The sequence below is a fragment of the Streptomyces alfalfae genome, from assembly GCF_004127445.1.
Lineage (GTDB): Bacteria > Actinomycetota > Actinomycetes > Streptomycetales > Streptomycetaceae > Streptomyces > Streptomyces alfalfae.
In genome coordinates this window covers 344,628-360,712 of the sequence record NZ_QEXM01000045.1, presented here as the reverse complement: position 1 = coordinate 360,712, position 16,085 = coordinate 344,628, and the positions used below count along the sequence as shown (strand labels likewise).

The following is a 16,085-nucleotide window of genomic DNA, read 5'->3' as shown; positions in this document are numbered from 1 at the left end:
TGAGACCTGATGCCGAGCCGATTGTGGTGAAGTGGATGATCCTATGCTGTCGAGAAAAGCCTCTAGCGAGTTTCATGGCGGCCCGTACCCTAAACCGACTCAGGTGGTCAGGTAGAGAATACCGAGGCGTTCGGGTGAACTATGGTTAAGGAACTCGGCAAAATGCCCCCGTAACTTCGGGAGAAGGGGGGCCATCACTGGTGATGAGTCTTGCACTCTGAGCTGGGGGTGGCCGCAGAGACCAGCGAGAAGCGACTGTTTACTAAAAACACAGGTCCGTGCGAAGCCGTAAGGCGATGTATACGGACTGACGCCTGCCCGGTGCTGGAACGTTAAGGGGACCGGTTAGTGCGCTTTCGGGCGTGCGAAGCTGAGAACTTAAGCGCCAGTAAACGGCGGTGGTAACTATAACCATCCTAAGGTAGCGAAATTCCTTGTCGGGTAAGTTCCGACCTGCACGAATGGCGTAACGACTTCTCGACTGTCTCAACCATAGGCCCGGTGAAATTGCACTACGAGTAAAGATGCTCGTTTCGCGCAGAAGGACGGAAAGACCCCGGGACCTTTACTACAGTTTGATATTGGTGTTCGGTTCGGCTTGTGTAGGATAGGTGGGAGACTGTGAAGCGGGCACGCCAGTGTTCGTGGAGTCGTCGTTGAAATACCACTCTGGTCGTGCTGGATGTCTAACCTCGGTCCGTGATCCGGATCAGGGACAGTGTCTGATGGGTAGTTTAACTGGGGCGGTTGCCTCCCAAAGAGTAACGGAGGCGCCCAAAGGTTCCCTCAGCCTGGTTGGTAATCAGGTGTTGAGTGTAAGTGCACAAGGGAGCTTGACTGTGAGACCGACGGGTCGAGCAGGGACGAAAGTCGGGACTAGTGATCCGGCGGTGGCTTGTGGAAGCGCCGTCGCTCAACGGATAAAAGGTACCCCGGGGATAACAGGCTGATCTTCCCCAAGAGTCCATATCGACGGGATGGTTTGGCACCTCGATGTCGGCTCGTCGCATCCTGGGGCTGGAGTCGGTCCCAAGGGTTGGGCTGTTCGCCCATTAAAGCGGTACGCGAGCTGGGTTTAGAACGTCGTGAGACAGTTCGGTCCCTATCCTCTGTGCGCGTAGGAATATTGAGAAGGGCTGTCCCTAGTACGAGAGGACCGGGACGGACGAACCTCTGGTGTGCCAGTTGTCCTGCCAAGGGCATGGCTGGTTGGCTACGTTCGGAAAGGATAACCGCTGAAAGCATCTAAGCGGGAAGCCTGCTTCGAGATGAGTATTCCCACCCCCTTTGAGGGGTTAAGGCTCCCAGTAGACGACTGGGTTGATAGGCCAGATCTGGAAGCCCGGTAACGGGTGGAGGTGACTGGTACTAATAGGCCGAGGGCTTGTCCTCAGTTGCTCGCGTCCACTGTGTTGGTTCTGAAACCACGAACAACCCCGCGTTTGTCACAGAGCGTGGTGCGGTTGACAGTTTCATAGTGTTTCGGTGGTCATAGCATGAGGGAAACGCCCGGTTACATTCCGAACCCGGAAGCTAAGCCTCATAGCGCCGATGGTACTGCAGGGGGGACCCTGTGGGAGAGTAGGACGCCGCCGAACTAATCTTGATGAAGAGCTGGTCCCTGAACTTCGGTTCAGGGACCAGCTCTTTTTTGTTTTGCGTCACTTGCCGTTCACGTTGCGCGGCCAACATCCGGAGACATGAGGACTGTTGGGATGTTGCGCGCCGCCGGCATCGGTGCCGGTGACGAGGTCGTCGTGTCCGCGTACGGCGACGCCGAGACCGCCGAAGACGTGGTCCTCGCGGGAGCGATGCCGGTCTTCGCCGACATAGACCCCGCGTCGTACTGCCTCGCCCCTGATGCCGTCGCCGACGTCGTGAGCCCGCGCACGGCCGCCGTCATCGTCGAGCACCGCTTCGGGAACCAGGCCGACGTGCGACGACTGCGTGACGTAGGAGAACGCCACGGCCTGCTGGTGCTGGAGCGGAACGAGTCGGAGGGTGTGACCGACGGGCTCGCTCGGCGGCGGGCGCATGCCGCCTACCTCAGCGGACGGCTCAGCGGGGTCATGACGCCCGAGGGCGGCGCGGACCACAGCTATCAGCAGTACGTCGTGCGCGTGCCGGGGAACGGGCGGCCCGACCGCGACGCCTTCGCGCGTGCCGTGCGTGCCAGGGGCGTCAACTGCTGGGTGCCGGTGAAGACTCCGGTGCACCGGCTGCCGCAGTTCCGGCGGGACGTGTGCCTGCCGCAGACCGAGCGGGCCGCGGACGAGACGCTGGCGCTGCCGGTCGACGCCTCGATGTCGCGCCGGGACCTGCAGCGTGTCGTCTCCGCGTGCAATGCCCTCGGCGGTCTGCTGCAGCCCGCCTTCTGAGGGCGGCGCACACCCTTATGACGGTGACTCCGATGAGTCCAGGGTGTGCTTCTCGAAGAAGCGCCACATCACGTCAGTGGCGTTGACGCCGGCCGTCGGGTCGGACATGTCGCCGCCCGCGCCGTTCGGCCAGGAGTGGCCCATCTTCGGCAGCCGGTAGACGACCACTTCAGAGCCGTCCCGGCATGTGGCCGCCGTCTTCCTGATGCGGTTCTTCTTGAGCAGCTGCCGGTCGTCCGGCTCGCAGGACAGGCGTTTCTGCCAGGCGTTGATGCCCGCGTCCATTCCGGCATAGTGCTCGTCCAGGCCGCCGATGAAGGTCAGCACCGATACCGGTGTCCTCGGCACATAGGACTTCTTCTCCGCGTCCGTGCCCAGATAGCCGCCGCTCACCGGGGAGATGGCCGCGAAGGTGCCGGGGAGTTCCACGGCCAGCTTGTACGCCATGTCGCCGCCGTTGGAGATGCCGGTGGCGTAGACGCGCGCGGGATCGGCTTTCCAGCTTCCGGTCAGCGTCTCGGTGATCGCACGGATGAAGCCGACGTCGTCCTCGGTGCCGCAGCAGATCAGGGCGTTGAAGCCGCGGTTGAGGCCGTCGGGGTAGGCGACGAGGAAGTTCTCCTTGTCGGCCTTGGCGTTGAGGCCGCTGATCTCCGCCATGGCTTCGCCGTCGGCCGGATAGGGGTGCATGGCGATCACGAGGGGGAGTCTGCCGGCGCGGGTGTATCCGGGCGGGGTGTGGACCCGGTAGACGCGCTTCTCGCCTTTCCAGACGAGTGTGACCTTCTGGTCGCCGGGGCGGGGCGTGACAGTGGCCGTCGGCTTCTTCGTGGGGCCCGGTCGCTTGTCCGAGGGGTCCTTCGACGAACCGCAGGCCACCAGGGGCAGAAGCAGGGCCGTTGCTGCGGCGAGAGGGGGTGCGAAGCGCGTGCGGCGTAGGGACGGCATGCGCGCAGAGTGGCAGTGAAGCCGTGGGCGGTCCAGAGGAATGGGCGGTTCGAACGGCCGCGGAATTCAGGTATGATCTATTCCGTTGCCGAGGGGAAAACCCCCGGAGCGCAGCAGGCCCCTATAGCTCAGTCGGTAGAGCGTCTCCATGGTAAGGAGAAGGTCAGCGGTTCGATTCCGCTTGGGGGCTCAGATCATGAAGGCCTCCGCCCTGTTGGGCGGAGGCCTTCAGTGCGTTCGGGGGCGGATGCGGCCGGGGCCGGGGCACCCGGAGGCGCCCCGGCGCGGTCAGTCCTTCTGGAGGCCGGGGACGCGCATCGCGAGGATCGCCATGTCGTCGGACGGGGCGTCGGAGGCGAAGCGCTCCACCGCGCGCATGATGCGGGCCGCCACCGCGCCGGCCGTGAGGCCCGTGCAGGTCGTGAGGACGTCGGCGAGGCCGTCGTCGCCGAGCATGCGGGTGCCCTCGCGGCGCTCGGTGACGCCGTCGGTGACGCAGAGCAGGACGTCGCCGGGGTCGAGCGTCATCGTCTGCTCGTACAGTTCGAGGTCCTCCATGACGCCGAGCAGCGGCTGCGGTTCCGCGTACGGCTCGACCGTGCCGTCCTGGCGCAGACGGAGGGGCAGTGGGTGGCCGGCGCAGACGACCTTCAGGACCGCCGAGCCGTCCTCCTGGGGCCACAGCTCGCCGTACAGGAGCGTCAGGAAGCGGCTGCGGGCTCCCTCGTCGAGGATCGCGGCGTTCAGGCGCTCCAGGACCGCGGGGCCGCCGAAGCCCTCGCGGGCGAGCAGGCGCAGCGCGTGCCGGGCCAGGCCCGTGACGGCGGCGGCCTCCGGGCCCGTGCCGCAGACGTCGCCGATCGCGAAGCCGTAGGCGCCGTCGCGGATCGGGAAGAGGTCGTAGAAGTCGCCGCCGACTTCGTTGCCCTCGCCGGCCGCGCGGTAGATGACGTCGACCTCGACGCCCGGGACCTGCGGGAGGCCGGGCGGCAGCAGGCTGCGCTGGAGGGACTGGCTGATGGCGGTGCGCTCGGAGTACAGGCGGGCGTTGTCGAGGGCGAGGGCGGCCCGGCGGGAGAGATCTTCGGCCAATTCCAGGATCTCCTGGCGGAAGTGCTCGTCCGAGGGCTTACCGAGCGTGAGCATGCCGATGACGCGGTTGCGGGCCACCAGCGGCAGCACGACCGTCTCGCCGCCCACCGCGGACGCCGTGGAGAGGGTGGTGCCGATGCCGGAGCCCACGGTCATGGGTTCGCCGAGGCCGAGGCTGCGCATGGAGGTGCGGAGCGCTGCCTGGTGCGCGGCCTCGGAGGGGGCCGCCCAGATGCGGGCTCCGGGCGTGGGGACCGGGTCGGGCGGGGCGATCTTGGACAGGAGGGCCTTGAGGCCGTCGATGCGATCCTCGTCCTCGTGCAGGACGTACGAGAGGTAGGGCTCGGCCGACTGGTCGGCGATGGTGTAGACGGCGCACCAGGTGGCGAGCGTCGGGACCGTCATCTGGGCCATGAGGGCCAGCGTCTGGTCGCGGTCCAGGGTGCCCGCGAGCAGGTCGGAGGCCTCGACCAGGAAGGACAGCGAGCCGCGGCGGAGCCGTTCGAGTTCGCCGAGGCGCGCGGACTCCACGGCAAGGGCGATGCGGTCGGCGGCGAACTGCAGGCGCAGCGCCTCTTCGTTCGAGTACCGGTCGGGGGACTCGGCGGCGACGCCGAGGGAGCCGGTGAGGCGGCCCTCGACCTTGAGGGGGACGGTGACGACGGAGCGCATGCCCGTGCCGCTGAGGAGCGGGACGGCTCCGGGGACCACCGTGAGGTCCTCGTGGACGGCCGGCATGCGGGCCGAGCCGTAGCGTCCCGGGCCCGCTTCGACGGGGACGCGGGCGAAGCGCTGGGTGGCCGACGGCAGGCCCGTGGAAGCGCGGACCTCCAGCTCCGTCTCGTCGTCGGTGGCGAGGAGGAGGAAGGCGGCGTCGCCGTCGAGCATGTCGCGGGCGCGCTCGACGGTGCGCTGGAGCAGGCCGTCGAGGTCGTCGGGGGCGGGGGAGCCGATGAAGACCTCGAAGGGGTCCGTGGCGTTCGGCTCGCTGAGGGTGGCCTGTTCGGGGGCCGCGCCGCGCATCGGCGTCTGCAGCACGGCTCGCTCGTCGTCCCGTACGAGGAGGCAGACCGTGGACGGTTCGCCGTCGGTGTCGCGGACCCGCAGGTGGGAGGCGTAGACGGGGATCACGCGGCCGTGGGAGCCGCGGATGCCGTAGCTGCCCTCCCAGCGTGAGAGCTGCAGGGCCTCGGCGATGCCGGTGCTGGTGCCGGGGGTGTGCGGCCAGGCCGCGAGGTCGTTCAGCGGCTTGCCGAGGATCTTGTCGGCGGCGTATCCGAAGAGTTCCTCGGCGTCCTCGTTCCAGGCGGAGACCGCGCCGGCGCTGTCGATCTGGATGACGGCGACGCGGACCCTGCCGTCGGCGACGGGGAGCAGCTCGGCGGGGAGCGCGGGGCCCGCTGTGCGGGTGCCCACGCGGCGGTGGGGGAGGTCGAGTTGGAACCAGACCTGCTTGTGCGTGGGGGTGTACTCGACGCCCCAGCGGGTGGCGAGGGCGGCGCAGAGCTGGAGGCCGCGGCCGCCCTCGCGGTCGGGGCTGCCCATGCTCAGGGAGGACTGCTGGAGCGGGATCTCGCGCTCCGGATAGCGGTCGGAGACCTCGATGCGCGCGGCGTCCTCGGTGCGCAGGCACAGGACGTCGGCCGCGGTGCCCGCGTGCACGACGGCGTTGGTGACCAGCTCGCTGGTGAGGACGACGGCGTCGTCGACGATGTCGGTGAAGCCCCAGCCCTGCAGGGTGTCGCGGACGAAGGAGCGCGCCGTCGCGACGGAGCGTCCGACGGGGTCGAAAGTCGCAGCCGCACGCGCGGTGATCACAGCACTCCTCGTACGAGTATCGACGCCCAGTTCTCCCGAACTCATGGTGCGGCCGCCCCTCCGATGCCCGCTTGTTCGTGTACCACCGCCCAGGCCGGGCAGGACCGGGGTGGTTGGACAGCCGGATGCAAGGTTACTTACCTTCGCCGTCCATGCTGATGCCGGTCGCCAGTGTTTCCGCCCGGAGGGTGTGCGGACGGTGTGCGAAGCTGCCGAACTGTTATGGCCTGGTTCGGCCATGGTGAAACACTGGGCAGGCTTCATGGAGGCAGCCCGAGCAGCTCAAGCAGTAGGTCGACCCTTGCGGGAGGGACACAGTGGAGTCTGGCGCAGCGACGCGGGGCACTGACACGCGCGCGAAAGACGGACAGTCCCTGAACAAACAGCGCAAACCGCGCAAGGGGGCACAGGCTTCCGTGGACGCGGCGGCTCTGAACAGGCTGCTCGCGGCCCTGGTGGCGATGCGGGACGGCAACTTCCGCAAGCGGCTCACGGTCTCGGGCGACGACGTCATGTCAGAGATCGCCGCGGTCTTCAACGAGGTGGCGGACCGGAATCTGCACCTGACGGGTGAGATCTCGCGGGTGCGGCGCATGGTCGGACGTGAGGGAAAACTCACGGAACGGCTGGAGAGCGGAGCGAGCGAGGGCTCGTGGGCGACCGCCATCGACGCGTCGAACGCCCTGGTCGACGATCTCGTACGCCCGGTCTCCGAGGTCGGCCGTGTCCTGTCCGCGGTGGCGGACGGTGACCTGGAGCAGCGCATGGAGCTGCGGGCGCCGGGCAACGACGGGAACGGGCATCCGCTGCGGGGCGAGTTCCTGAAGGTCGGGCGTACGGTCAACAACCTCGTCGACCAGCTCTCCACCTTCACCGACGAGGTCACGCGTGTGGCCAGTGAGGTCGGTACGGAGGGCAAGCTCGGCGGGCAGGCCAAGGTGCGGGGCATGTCGGGTTCGTGGAAGGACCTGACGGACTCCGTCAACACGATGGCATACCGCCTCACCGCACAGGTGCGCGACATCGCGCTCGTGACGACGGCCGTGGCGAAGGGTGATCTGTCCCGGAAGGTCACGGTTCACGTCGCGGGTGAGATGCTGGAGCTGAAGAACACCGTCAACACGATGGTGGACCAGCTCTCCTCGTTCTCGTCCGAGGTGACGCGCGTGGCCCGCGAGGTGGGCACGGAGGGCGAGCTCGGCGGCCAGGCGCAGGTGCCGGGTGTGGCGGGCGTGTGGAAGGACCTCACCGATTCGGTGAACCTCATGGCCGGCAATCTCACGGCCCAGGTCCGAGGGATCGCGCAGGTCACGACGGCGGTCGCGAACGGTGACCTGTCCCAGAAGGTCACGGTGTCCGCGCGCGGCGAGGTCGCGCAGCTCGCCGAGACGATCAACCAGATGACCGAGACGCTGCGGACCTTCGCGGACGAGGTCACGCGCGTGGCCAACGAAGTGGGTGCGGAGGGGCAGCTCGGCGGGCAGGCGAACGTGCCGGGCGCGGCGGGCACCTGGAAGGACCTCACCGACTCCGTCAACACGGTCTTCCGCAACCTCACCACGCAGGTCCGCGACATCGCCCAGGTGACGACGGCGGTGGCGAACGGCGATCTGTCGCAGAAGGTCACCGTCGACGTCGCGGGCGAGATGCTCGAACTGAAGAACACCGTGAACACGATGGTGGACCAGCTCTCCGCCTTCGGTTCCGAAGTGACGCGCGTGGCGCGGGAGATCGGCGTCGAGGGCGAGCTCGGCGGCCAGGCGCAGGTGCAGGGCGCGGCCGGTACGTGGAAGGACCTCACCGATTCGGTGAACACCGCCTTCCGCAACCTCACGGGCCAGGTCCGCAACATCGCGCAGGTGACGACGGCGGTCGCGAACGGCGACCTGTCGCAGAAGGTCACCGTCGACGTGTCCGGCGAGATGCTCCAGCTGAAGAACACCGTGAACACCATGGTGGACCAGCTCTCGTCCTTCGCCGACCAGGTCACGCGGATGGCGCGGGACGTGGGCACCGAGGGCCGACTCGGCGGGCAGGCGCGTGTGGACGGCGTCAGCGGCACCTGGAAGGACCTCACCGACTCCGTCAACTTCATGGCGGGGAACCTGACGTCGCAGGTGCGGCAGATCGCCCAGGTCACCACGGCGGTGGCCCGCGGCGACCTGTCCCAGAAGATCGAGGTCGACGCCCGGGGCGAGATCCTGGAGCTGAAGAACACCATCAACACGATGGTCGACCAGCTGTCCGCCTTCGCCGACCAGGTGACGCGGGTGGCCCGCGAGGTGGGCACGGAGGGGCGTCTCGGCGGTCAGGCGCAGGTGCCCGGCGTGGCGGGCGTGTGGCGCGACCTGACGGACTCCGTGAACGGCATGGCGGGCAACCTCACCGCCCAGGTGCGCAACATCGCGCAGGTCGCGACGGCGGTGGCGCGCGGCGACCTCTCCCAGAAGATCGACGTGGACGCCCGGGGCGAGATCCTGGAGCTGAAGAACACCCTGAACACGATGGTCGACCAGCTGTCCGCCTTCGCCGAGCAGGTCACGCGGGTCTCCCGCGAGGTGGGCACGGACGGCATCCTCGGCGGCCAGGCCGAGGTCCAGGGCGTCTCGGGCACCTGGAAGGACCTCACGCAGTCCGTGAACGGCATGGCGAACAACCTCACCCTCCAGGTGCGGAACATCGCCGAGGTCACCACGGCCGTCGCCATGGGCGACCTGTCCAAGAAGATCACGGTCGACGCCAAGGGCGAGATCCTGGAGCTCGTGACGACCGTGAACACCATGGTCGACCAGCTCTCGAACTTCGCCGAGCAGGTGAACCGCGTGGCCCGCGAGGTGGGCACGGAGGGCATCCTGGGCGGTCAGGCCAGGGTGCCGGGTGTGACGGGCACCTGGAAGGACCTCAGTGACAACGTCAACCTGATGGCGAACAACCTGACCGGCCAGGTGCGGAACATCTCCCAGGTGTCGGCGGCGGTCGCCAACGGCGACCTCACCAAGAAGGTCACGGTCGAGGCGCGCGGCGAGGTCGCGCAGCTCGCCGACACCGTCAACACCATGGTGACGACCCTGAGTTCCTTCGCGGACGAGGTCACCCGCGTGGCCCGCGAGGTGGGCACGGACGGCATCCTCGGCGGCCAGGCGCGCGTCCCGGGCGTGTCGGGTACGTGGAAGGACCTGACGGAGTCCGTGAACGGCATGGCCTCCAACCTCACCGGACAGGTCCGCAACATCGCGATGGTCACCACCGCGATCGCCAAGGGCGACCTGACCAAGAAGATCGACATCGACGCCCGCGGCGAGATCCTGGAGCTCAAGACCACCATCAACACGATGGTCGACCAGCTCTCGTCCTTCGCGGAGCAGGTCACCAGGGTCGCCCGCGAGGTGGGCACCGAGGGGCAGCTCGGCGGGCAGGCACGCGTGCGTGACGTCGACGGCACGTGGCGCGACCTCACCGAGTCGGTGAACGAGATGGCCGGGAACCTCACGCGTCAGGTGCGGGCCATCGCCAAGGTCGCCACCGCGGTGACCCGCGGCGACCTCAACCTGAAGATCGAGGTCGACGCGGCGGGCGAGATCCAGGTCCTCCAGGACAACATCAACACCATGATCGCGAACCTTCGCGACACCACTCTCGCCAACAAGGAACAGGACTGGCTCAAGGGCAACCTGGCGCGGATCTCCGGCCTGATGCAGGGCCGCCGCGACCTGGAGGACGTCGCCTCGCTGATCATGAGCGAGCTGACGCCCGTGGTCTCCGCGCAGCACGGCGCGTTCTTCCTGGCGATGCCCACGGACGACGCCAAGGACCTCGGGGCCGACCAGGAGGACGCGTACGAGCTGCGCATGCTGGGCAGCTACGGCTACTCCATGGGGTCCATGCCGACGTCGTTCCGGCCCGGCGAGACCCTCATCGGCACGGCCGCCAAGGAGCGGCGCACGATCCTCGTGGAGAACGCGCCGTCGGGCTATCTGCGGATCGCCTCCGGCCTCGGCGAGGCGCCGCCCGCCCAGGTCATCGTGTTGCCCGTGCTCTTCGAGGGAACGGTCCTCGGTGTGATCGAGCTGGCCGCGTTCCAGCCCTTCACGCAGATCCAGAAGGACTTCCTCAGCCAGATCGCCGAGATGATCGCGACGAGCGTCAACACCATCAGCGTCAACACCAAGACCGAGGTGCTGCTCAAGCAGTCGCAGGAGCTGACCGAGCAACTGCGGGAGCGGTCGGCGGAGTTGGAGAGCCGGCAGAAGGCACTCCAGGACTCCAACGCGGAACTGGAGGAGAAGGCCGAGCTGTTGGCCCGGCAGAACCGCGACATCGAGGTCAAGAACACCGAGATCGAGGAGGCGCGGCAGGTCCTGGAGGAGCGCGCCGAGCAGCTCGCGGTCTCGATGCGCTACAAGTCGGAGTTCCTGGCGAACATGTCGCACGAGCTGCGCACGCCGCTCAACTCCCTGCTGATCCTCGCCAAGTTGCTCGCCGACAACGCGGACTCGAACCTGACCCCGAAGCAGGTGGAGTTCGCCGAGACCATCCATGGAGCGGGGTCGGACCTGCTGCAGCTCATCAACGACATCCTCGACCTGTCGAAGGTCGAGGCGGGCAAGATGGACGTCTCCCCGACGCGCATCGCCCTGGTCCAACTCGTCGACTACGTAGAGGCCACTTTCCGGCCGCTGACCGCGGAGAAGGGGCTCGACTTCTCCGTACGGGTGTCCCCGGAGCTGTCGGCGACCCTGCACACCGACGAGCAGCGGCTGCTCCAGGTGCTGCGCAACCTCCTGTCCAACGCGGTGAAGTTCACCGACTCCGGAGGCGTCGAACTGGTCATCAGGCACGCCAACCGCGACGTGCCCGACGCCATCAGGGAGCAGCTTCTCGAAGCCGGCTCGCTGCGGGACGCGGGGGCCGACCTGATCGCCTTCTCGGTGACGGACACCGGCATCGGCATCGCGGCCAGCAAGATGCGCGTGATCTTCGAGGCGTTCAAGCAGGCCGACGGCACGACCAGCCGGAAGTACGGCGGCACGGGGCTCGGCCTGTCCATCAGCCGGGAGATCGCGCGGCTGCTCGGCGGCGAGATCTACGCACAGAGCGAACCGGGCCGCGGCTCGACCTTCACGCTGTATTTGCCCCTGCACCCCAGCGAACTGCCTCCGCAGGGCTACGCCCAGCTCGCTCCCGCGCCCGCCACGCGGGAGCTGCCCGCCCTGGAGGAGGGCGCGGGGGCCGAGGCCACCGCTCAGGCCGAGGGGGTCGGGCCGCGGCGCGAGGCGCCCGCACCGCCCGCTTCGCTCTTCCGGCGGCGCAGGCGGCCCGCGCCGGCCGTGGAGCCGCAGCCGGCGCCGCAGGGCCAGCCGTCCGGGGGCGCCGCGGCGGAGCAGCGGTCGCAGGAGCCGTGGCCCGCGGTGAGTCAGGAGACGGCCGCGGGGAGGCCTGGCTTCCACTTCGGCGGCGAGAAGGTGCTGATCGTCGACGACGACATCCGCAACGTCTTCGCGCTCACCAGCGTCCTGGAGCAGCACGGCCTGTCGGTGCTGTACGCGGAGAACGGCCGCGAGGGCATCGAGGTCCTCGAACAGCACGACGACGTCACGGTCGTCCTGATGGACATCATGATGCCGGAGATGGACGGGTACGCGACGACGACGGCGATCCGCAGGATGCCGCAGTTCGCCGGGCTCCCGATCATCGCGCTCACCGCGAAGGCGATGAAGGGCGACCGGGAGAAGGCGATCGACTCCGGAGCGTCCGACTACGTCACGAAGCCTGTCGATCCCGATCACCTGTTGTCGGTGATGGAGCAGTGGATGCGCGGGCAATGACCGAGAACCGGCTTCGTCACGCGGAGTTGCTGACAGAGTGTGGCCGAGGTCGTGTAGAACGGCGGTATTCGGGGAACCTTCTGGTCTCCCACCGCGTTTCTGCTACGTACACAGTGACATCGCGGTGACAGGGTGTGGCGACAGGCGGGGTGCGGCTACGATGACCGGCACAAGGACGGGCGACGCAAGGGAGTCGTCCTCTGGGGCGGCACCCGGTGTTTCGCCGGGGCGAGGAGGGCGGGCCATGGTGCAGAAGGCCAAGATCCTCCTGGTCGATGACCGGCCGGAGAATCTGCTGGCGCTGGAGGCCATCCTCTCTGCGCTCGATCAGACACTGGTGCGGGCATCGAGCGGGGAGGAAGCGCTCAAAGCACTGCTGACGGATGACTTCGCCGTCATCCTGCTGGACGTGCAGATGCCAGGAATGGACGGTTTCGAAACCGCGGCGCACATCAAGCGGCGGGAGCGGACCCGGGACATCCCGATCATCTTCCTCACCGCCATCAACCACGGACCGCACCACACCTTCCGCGGTTACGCGGCGGGAGCGGTGGACTACATCTCCAAGCCGTTCGACCCGTGGGTGCTGCGCGCGAAGGTCTCGGTCTTCGTCGAGCTGTACATGAAGAACTGTCAACTGCGCGAGCAAGCGGCGCTGCTGCGCCTCCAGCTCGAAGGCGGCGCCAAGCCCGCGGGCGACGCGAAGGAGCCCGCCGAGCTTTCGGCGCGGCTCGCGGCCGTCGAGGAGCAGGCCGAGGCGCTCTCCAAGCAGCTCGACGACGAGTCGGCGGACGCGGCGGCGGTGGCCACCGCCGCCCATCTCGAACGCAAACTGACCGGCCTGCGCCGCGCCCTTGACGCCCTGGAGCCGGGCACGGACAGCGGAGCCCCCTCGGTCCCCTCGCAGAACTGAGGCGGCACGTCGCCCCATGGGGCCGGTGAGTTCCCGTCAGTTCTCCGCCGCCGCAGGGCGACACGGACGGGTGAAGCAGTGGGCACACGTGTCCGCAGAGGTCGACAAAGGTAACCTCACCCCCATGGCCTCACGTCAGCCCGCAGCCAAGAAGACGCCCGCGAAGAAGGCGGCCGCGCCGACGAAGGCTTCGGCGAAGAGGCCCGCCGCCAAGCCGCCGGCCAGGAAGGCGGCCGCGAAGAAGACGCCGGCGAAGAAGGCCGTCGCGAAGAAGCCCGCGCCCAAGCCGGCGGCACCCAGCCCCACGAACGGCGTGTACCGCATGGCGCGCGCCGTCTGGCTCGGCATCGCGCACGCGGTCGGGGCGATGTTCCGCGGCATAGGGCGTGGCGCCAAGGGGCTCGACCCCGCCCACCGCAAGGACGGCCTCGCGCTGCTGCTGCTCGGCGTCGCGCTGATCGTCGCCGCGGGCACCTGGTCGAACCTGCGGGGCCCGGTCGGCGACCTCGTGGAGATCCTGGTGACCGGCGCCTTCGGCCGCCTCGACCTGCTCGTGCCGCTGCTGGTCGGCGCCATCGCCGTACGGCTCATCCGCCACCCGGAGAAGCCCGAGGCCAACGGCCGCATCGTGATCGGTCTCTCCGCCCTGGTCATCGGCGTCCTCGGGCAGGTCCACATCGCGTGCGGCTCGCCGGCCCGCAGCTCCGGCATGCAGGCGATAAGGGACGCGGGCGGCCTGATCGGCTGGGGCTCCGCCACGCCCCTGATCTTCACCATGGGCGAGATCCTCGCGGTGCCGCTCCTGGTGCTCCTGACCGTCTTCGGCCTGCTCGTCGTCACGGCGACGCCGGTCAACGCCATCCCGGACCGGCTGCGGACGCTCGGGGTGCGGCTCGGCGTGATCCAGCCGGAGCCCGAGGCCGGGCTGTACGACGACGAGCGCTACGAGGAGCAGTGGCGCGAGGCGCTGCCCGCGCGCTCCTCACGGCGCCGCGCTCCGGCGCACGACGCGTACGCCCCCGACCAGGCCGAGGAAGAGGCGCTCACCAAGCGCCGCAGGCCGCGCAGGGCCCCTGTACAGCCCGACATGAACCGGCCGATGGACGCCGTGGACGTGGCCGCGGCGGCGGCTGCCTCGCTGGACGGCGCCGTGCTGCACGGGATGCCGCCCTCGCCCCTGGTCGCGGACCTCACGCAGGGCGTCTCCGGGGAGCGCGAGGACCGGCGGGAGGAGCCCGCGCAGCCCGACGAGCGGGAGCGCACGGCTCCCGTGCCGAGCGCGCGCGCCACGCAGTCCCCGGCGCGCGACGCGGACGCCCCGGTGCCCGGCAAGCTGAAGAAGAAGCCGCAGAACGCGCCGGAGGAGTCCGGGGGAGCCGTCCCCGACCTCACCAAGTCCGCGCCCGAGACCCCCCGCGAGCTGCCGTCGCGCGCCGAGCAGCTCCAGCTCGCCGGGGACATCACGTACGCGCTGCCCGCGCTCGACCTGCTGGAGCGCGGCGGCCCCGGCAAGTCCCGCAGCGCCGCCAACGACGCGGTCGTGAGCTCGCTGTCGAACGTCTTTACGGAGTTCAAGGTCGACGCGCGGGTCACCGGCTTCACCCGGGGGCCGACGGTCACGCGCTACGAGATCGAGCTCGGCCCCGCCGTGAAGGTCGAGAAGATCACGGCGCTCGCCAAGAACATCGCCTACGCCGTCGCCTCTCCTGACGTGCGGATCATCTCGCCCATCCCCGGCAAGTCCGCGGTCGGCATCGAGATCCCGAACTCCGACCGCGAGATGGTCAACGTGGGCGACGTGCTGCGCCTCGCCGACGCCGCCGAGGACGACCACCCCATGCTGGTCGCGCTCGGCAAGGACGTCGAGGGCGGCTTCGTCATGGCGAACATGGCGAAGATGCCGCACATCCTGGTCGCCGGCGCCACCGGCTCCGGCAAGTCCTCGTGCATCAACTGCCTGATCACCTCGATCATGATGCGGGCGACCCCCGAGGACGTGCGGATGGTCCTGGTCGACCCCAAGCGCGTCGAGCTCACCGCGTACGAGGGCATCCCGCACCTGATCACGCCCATCATCACCAACCCGAAGAAGGCCGCGGAGGCGCTTCAGTGGGTCGTGCGCGAGATGGACCTGCGCTACGACGACCTCGCGGCCTTCGGCTACCGCCACATCGACGACTTCAACCAGGCGGTGCGCGAGGGCAAGCTCAAGACGCCGGAGGGCAGCGAGCGCGAGCTGCAGGCCTACCCGTATCTGCTGGTGATCGTCGACGAGCTCGCCGACCTCATGATGGTCGCCCCGCGCGACGTCGAGGACTCCATCGTCCGCATCACCCAGCTCGCGCGCGCGGCCGGCATCCACCTGGTGCTCGCCACGCAGCGGCCCTCGGTGGACGTCGTGACCGGTCTGATCAAGGCGAACGTGCCCTCGCGCCTCGCCTTCGCGACCTCCTCGCTCGCCGACAGCCGCGTCATCCTCGACCAGCCGGGCGCGGAGAAGCTGATCGGCAAGGGCGACGGCCTGTTCCTGCCCATGGGGGCGAACAAGCCCACCCGTATGCAGGGAGCCTTCGTCACCGAGGACGAGATCCACGCGGTGGTGCAGCACTGCAAGGACCAGATGGCGCCCGTCTTCCGCGACGACGTGACCGTCGGCACCAAGCAGAAGAAGGAGATCGACGAGGACATCGGCGATGACCTCGACCTGCTCTGTCAGGCCGCTGAGCTGGTGGTCTCCACCCAGTTCGGGTCCACGTCGATGCTCCAGCGCAAGCTGCGCGTCGGTTTCGCCAAGGCCGGGCGGCTGATGGACCTCATGGAGTCGCGCAGCATCGTGGGCCCGAGCGAGGGCTCCAAGGCGCGTGACGTTCTCGTGAAACCCGACGAACTCGACGGCGTGCTCGCCGTGATCCGCGGCGAGGCTCACCCGTAAGGGTGTGGCGGGCAACCGTTTCCCTTCGACACACGTCAAGTTGAGGGAGAGAAGAGCAGGATGTCGCACCATCGGTATGTCAGGCCATTCTGATGGCGTACAAAGTCCGTCCGTCCGGTTGCCCCACCCTTTCCCGGCCCCCGTAAACTGAACCTCCGGCAGGTGGCTACACGCTCGAA

The 16,085-nt window shown here is 68.4% G+C and carries 6 protein-coding genes, 1 tRNA gene and 2 rRNA genes; 7 read left to right on the top strand and 2 right to left on the bottom strand.

Annotation, left to right across the window (positions count from 1 at the left end):
* From DCW30_RS28355 to DCW30_RS28345, 3 genes are all read left to right on the top strand, one after another.
* Window positions 1-1,392, top strand: a 23S ribosomal RNA gene (locus DCW30_RS28355); the annotation flags it as partial.
* Window positions 1,393-1,481: 89 nt separating this feature from the next.
* Window positions 1,482-1,598, top strand: a 5S ribosomal RNA gene (rrf, locus tag DCW30_RS28350).
* 117 nt (window positions 1,599-1,715) lie between these two features.
* Complete coding sequence (locus tag DCW30_RS28345; protein ID WP_076684232.1) at window positions 1,716-2,378, top strand: DegT/DnrJ/EryC1/StrS family aminotransferase; 663 nt, start codon at window positions 1,716-1,718, stop codon at window positions 2,376-2,378.
* A 15-nt stretch (window positions 2,379-2,393) separates the two neighbouring features.
* Here DCW30_RS28345 and DCW30_RS28340 read toward each other — a convergent pair whose 3' ends face one another.
* A complete protein-coding gene (locus DCW30_RS28340; RefSeq protein WP_076684231.1) occupies window positions 2,394-3,326 on the bottom strand; it encodes a CE1 family esterase in 933 nt (310 codons plus the stop codon).
* A 117-nt stretch (window positions 3,327-3,443) separates the two neighbouring features.
* Between DCW30_RS28340 and DCW30_RS28335 the strand changes: the two genes are divergently transcribed.
* Window positions 3,444-3,516: transfer RNA gene (locus DCW30_RS28335), tRNA-Thr, on the top strand.
* Window positions 3,517-3,614: 98 nt separating this feature from the next.
* Here DCW30_RS28335 and DCW30_RS28330 read toward each other — a convergent pair.
* Window positions 3,615-6,281 carry a SpoIIE family protein phosphatase gene (locus DCW30_RS28330; RefSeq protein WP_232626852.1) on the bottom strand — a complete coding sequence of 889 codons (2,667 nt, stop codon included), beginning with the start codon at window positions 6,279-6,281 and terminating at the stop codon, window positions 3,615-3,617.
* Window positions 6,282-6,553: 272 nt separating this feature from the next.
* On the opposite strand from DCW30_RS28330, the gene DCW30_RS28320 reads away from it, so the two are divergent.
* The 3 genes from DCW30_RS28320 to DCW30_RS28310 all read left to right on the top strand — a co-directional run bounded on the left by DCW30_RS28320 (window position 6,554) and on the right by DCW30_RS28310 (window position 15,906).
* Window positions 6,554-12,061 (top strand): HAMP domain-containing protein, encoded by a 5,508-nt coding sequence (locus tag DCW30_RS28320; protein WP_119271226.1) that lies wholly within the window; start codon window positions 6,554-6,556, stop codon window positions 12,059-12,061.
* Between the two features lie 244 nt (window positions 12,062-12,305).
* The gene (locus DCW30_RS28315; protein ID WP_129299912.1) at window positions 12,306-12,974 is read left to right on the top strand and encodes a response regulator; all 669 of its coding nucleotides are present in this window, start codon (window positions 12,306-12,308) and stop codon (window positions 12,972-12,974) included.
* Between the two features lie 124 nt (window positions 12,975-13,098).
* The gene (locus DCW30_RS28310; protein WP_162933559.1) at window positions 13,099-15,906 is read left to right on the top strand and encodes an FtsK/SpoIIIE family DNA translocase; all 2,808 of its coding nucleotides are present in this window, start codon (window positions 13,099-13,101) and stop codon (window positions 15,904-15,906) included.
* The last annotated feature ends 179 nt before the right edge of the window (window positions 15,907-16,085 follow it).

Excerpts from the sequence above, each read along its gene's own strand:
- DCW30_RS28345 (WP_076684232.1), top strand. The coding sequence starts at position 1,716 with ATGTTGCGCGCCGCCGGCATCGGTGCCGGTGACGAGGTCGTCGTGTCC.
- DCW30_RS28330 (WP_232626852.1), bottom strand. The coding sequence starts at position 6,281 with ATGAGTTCGGGAGAACTGGGCGTCGATACTCGTACGAGGAGTGCTGTG.
- DCW30_RS28310 (WP_162933559.1), top strand. The coding sequence starts at position 13,099 with ATGGCCTCACGTCAGCCCGCAGCCAAGAAGACGCCCGCGAAGAAGGCG.
- DCW30_RS28315 (WP_129299912.1), top strand. The coding sequence starts at position 12,306 with ATGGTGCAGAAGGCCAAGATCCTCCTGGTCGATGACCGGCCGGAGAAT.
- DCW30_RS28340 (WP_076684231.1), bottom strand. The coding sequence starts at position 3,326 with ATGCCGTCCCTACGCCGCACGCGCTTCGCACCCCCTCTCGCCGCAGCA.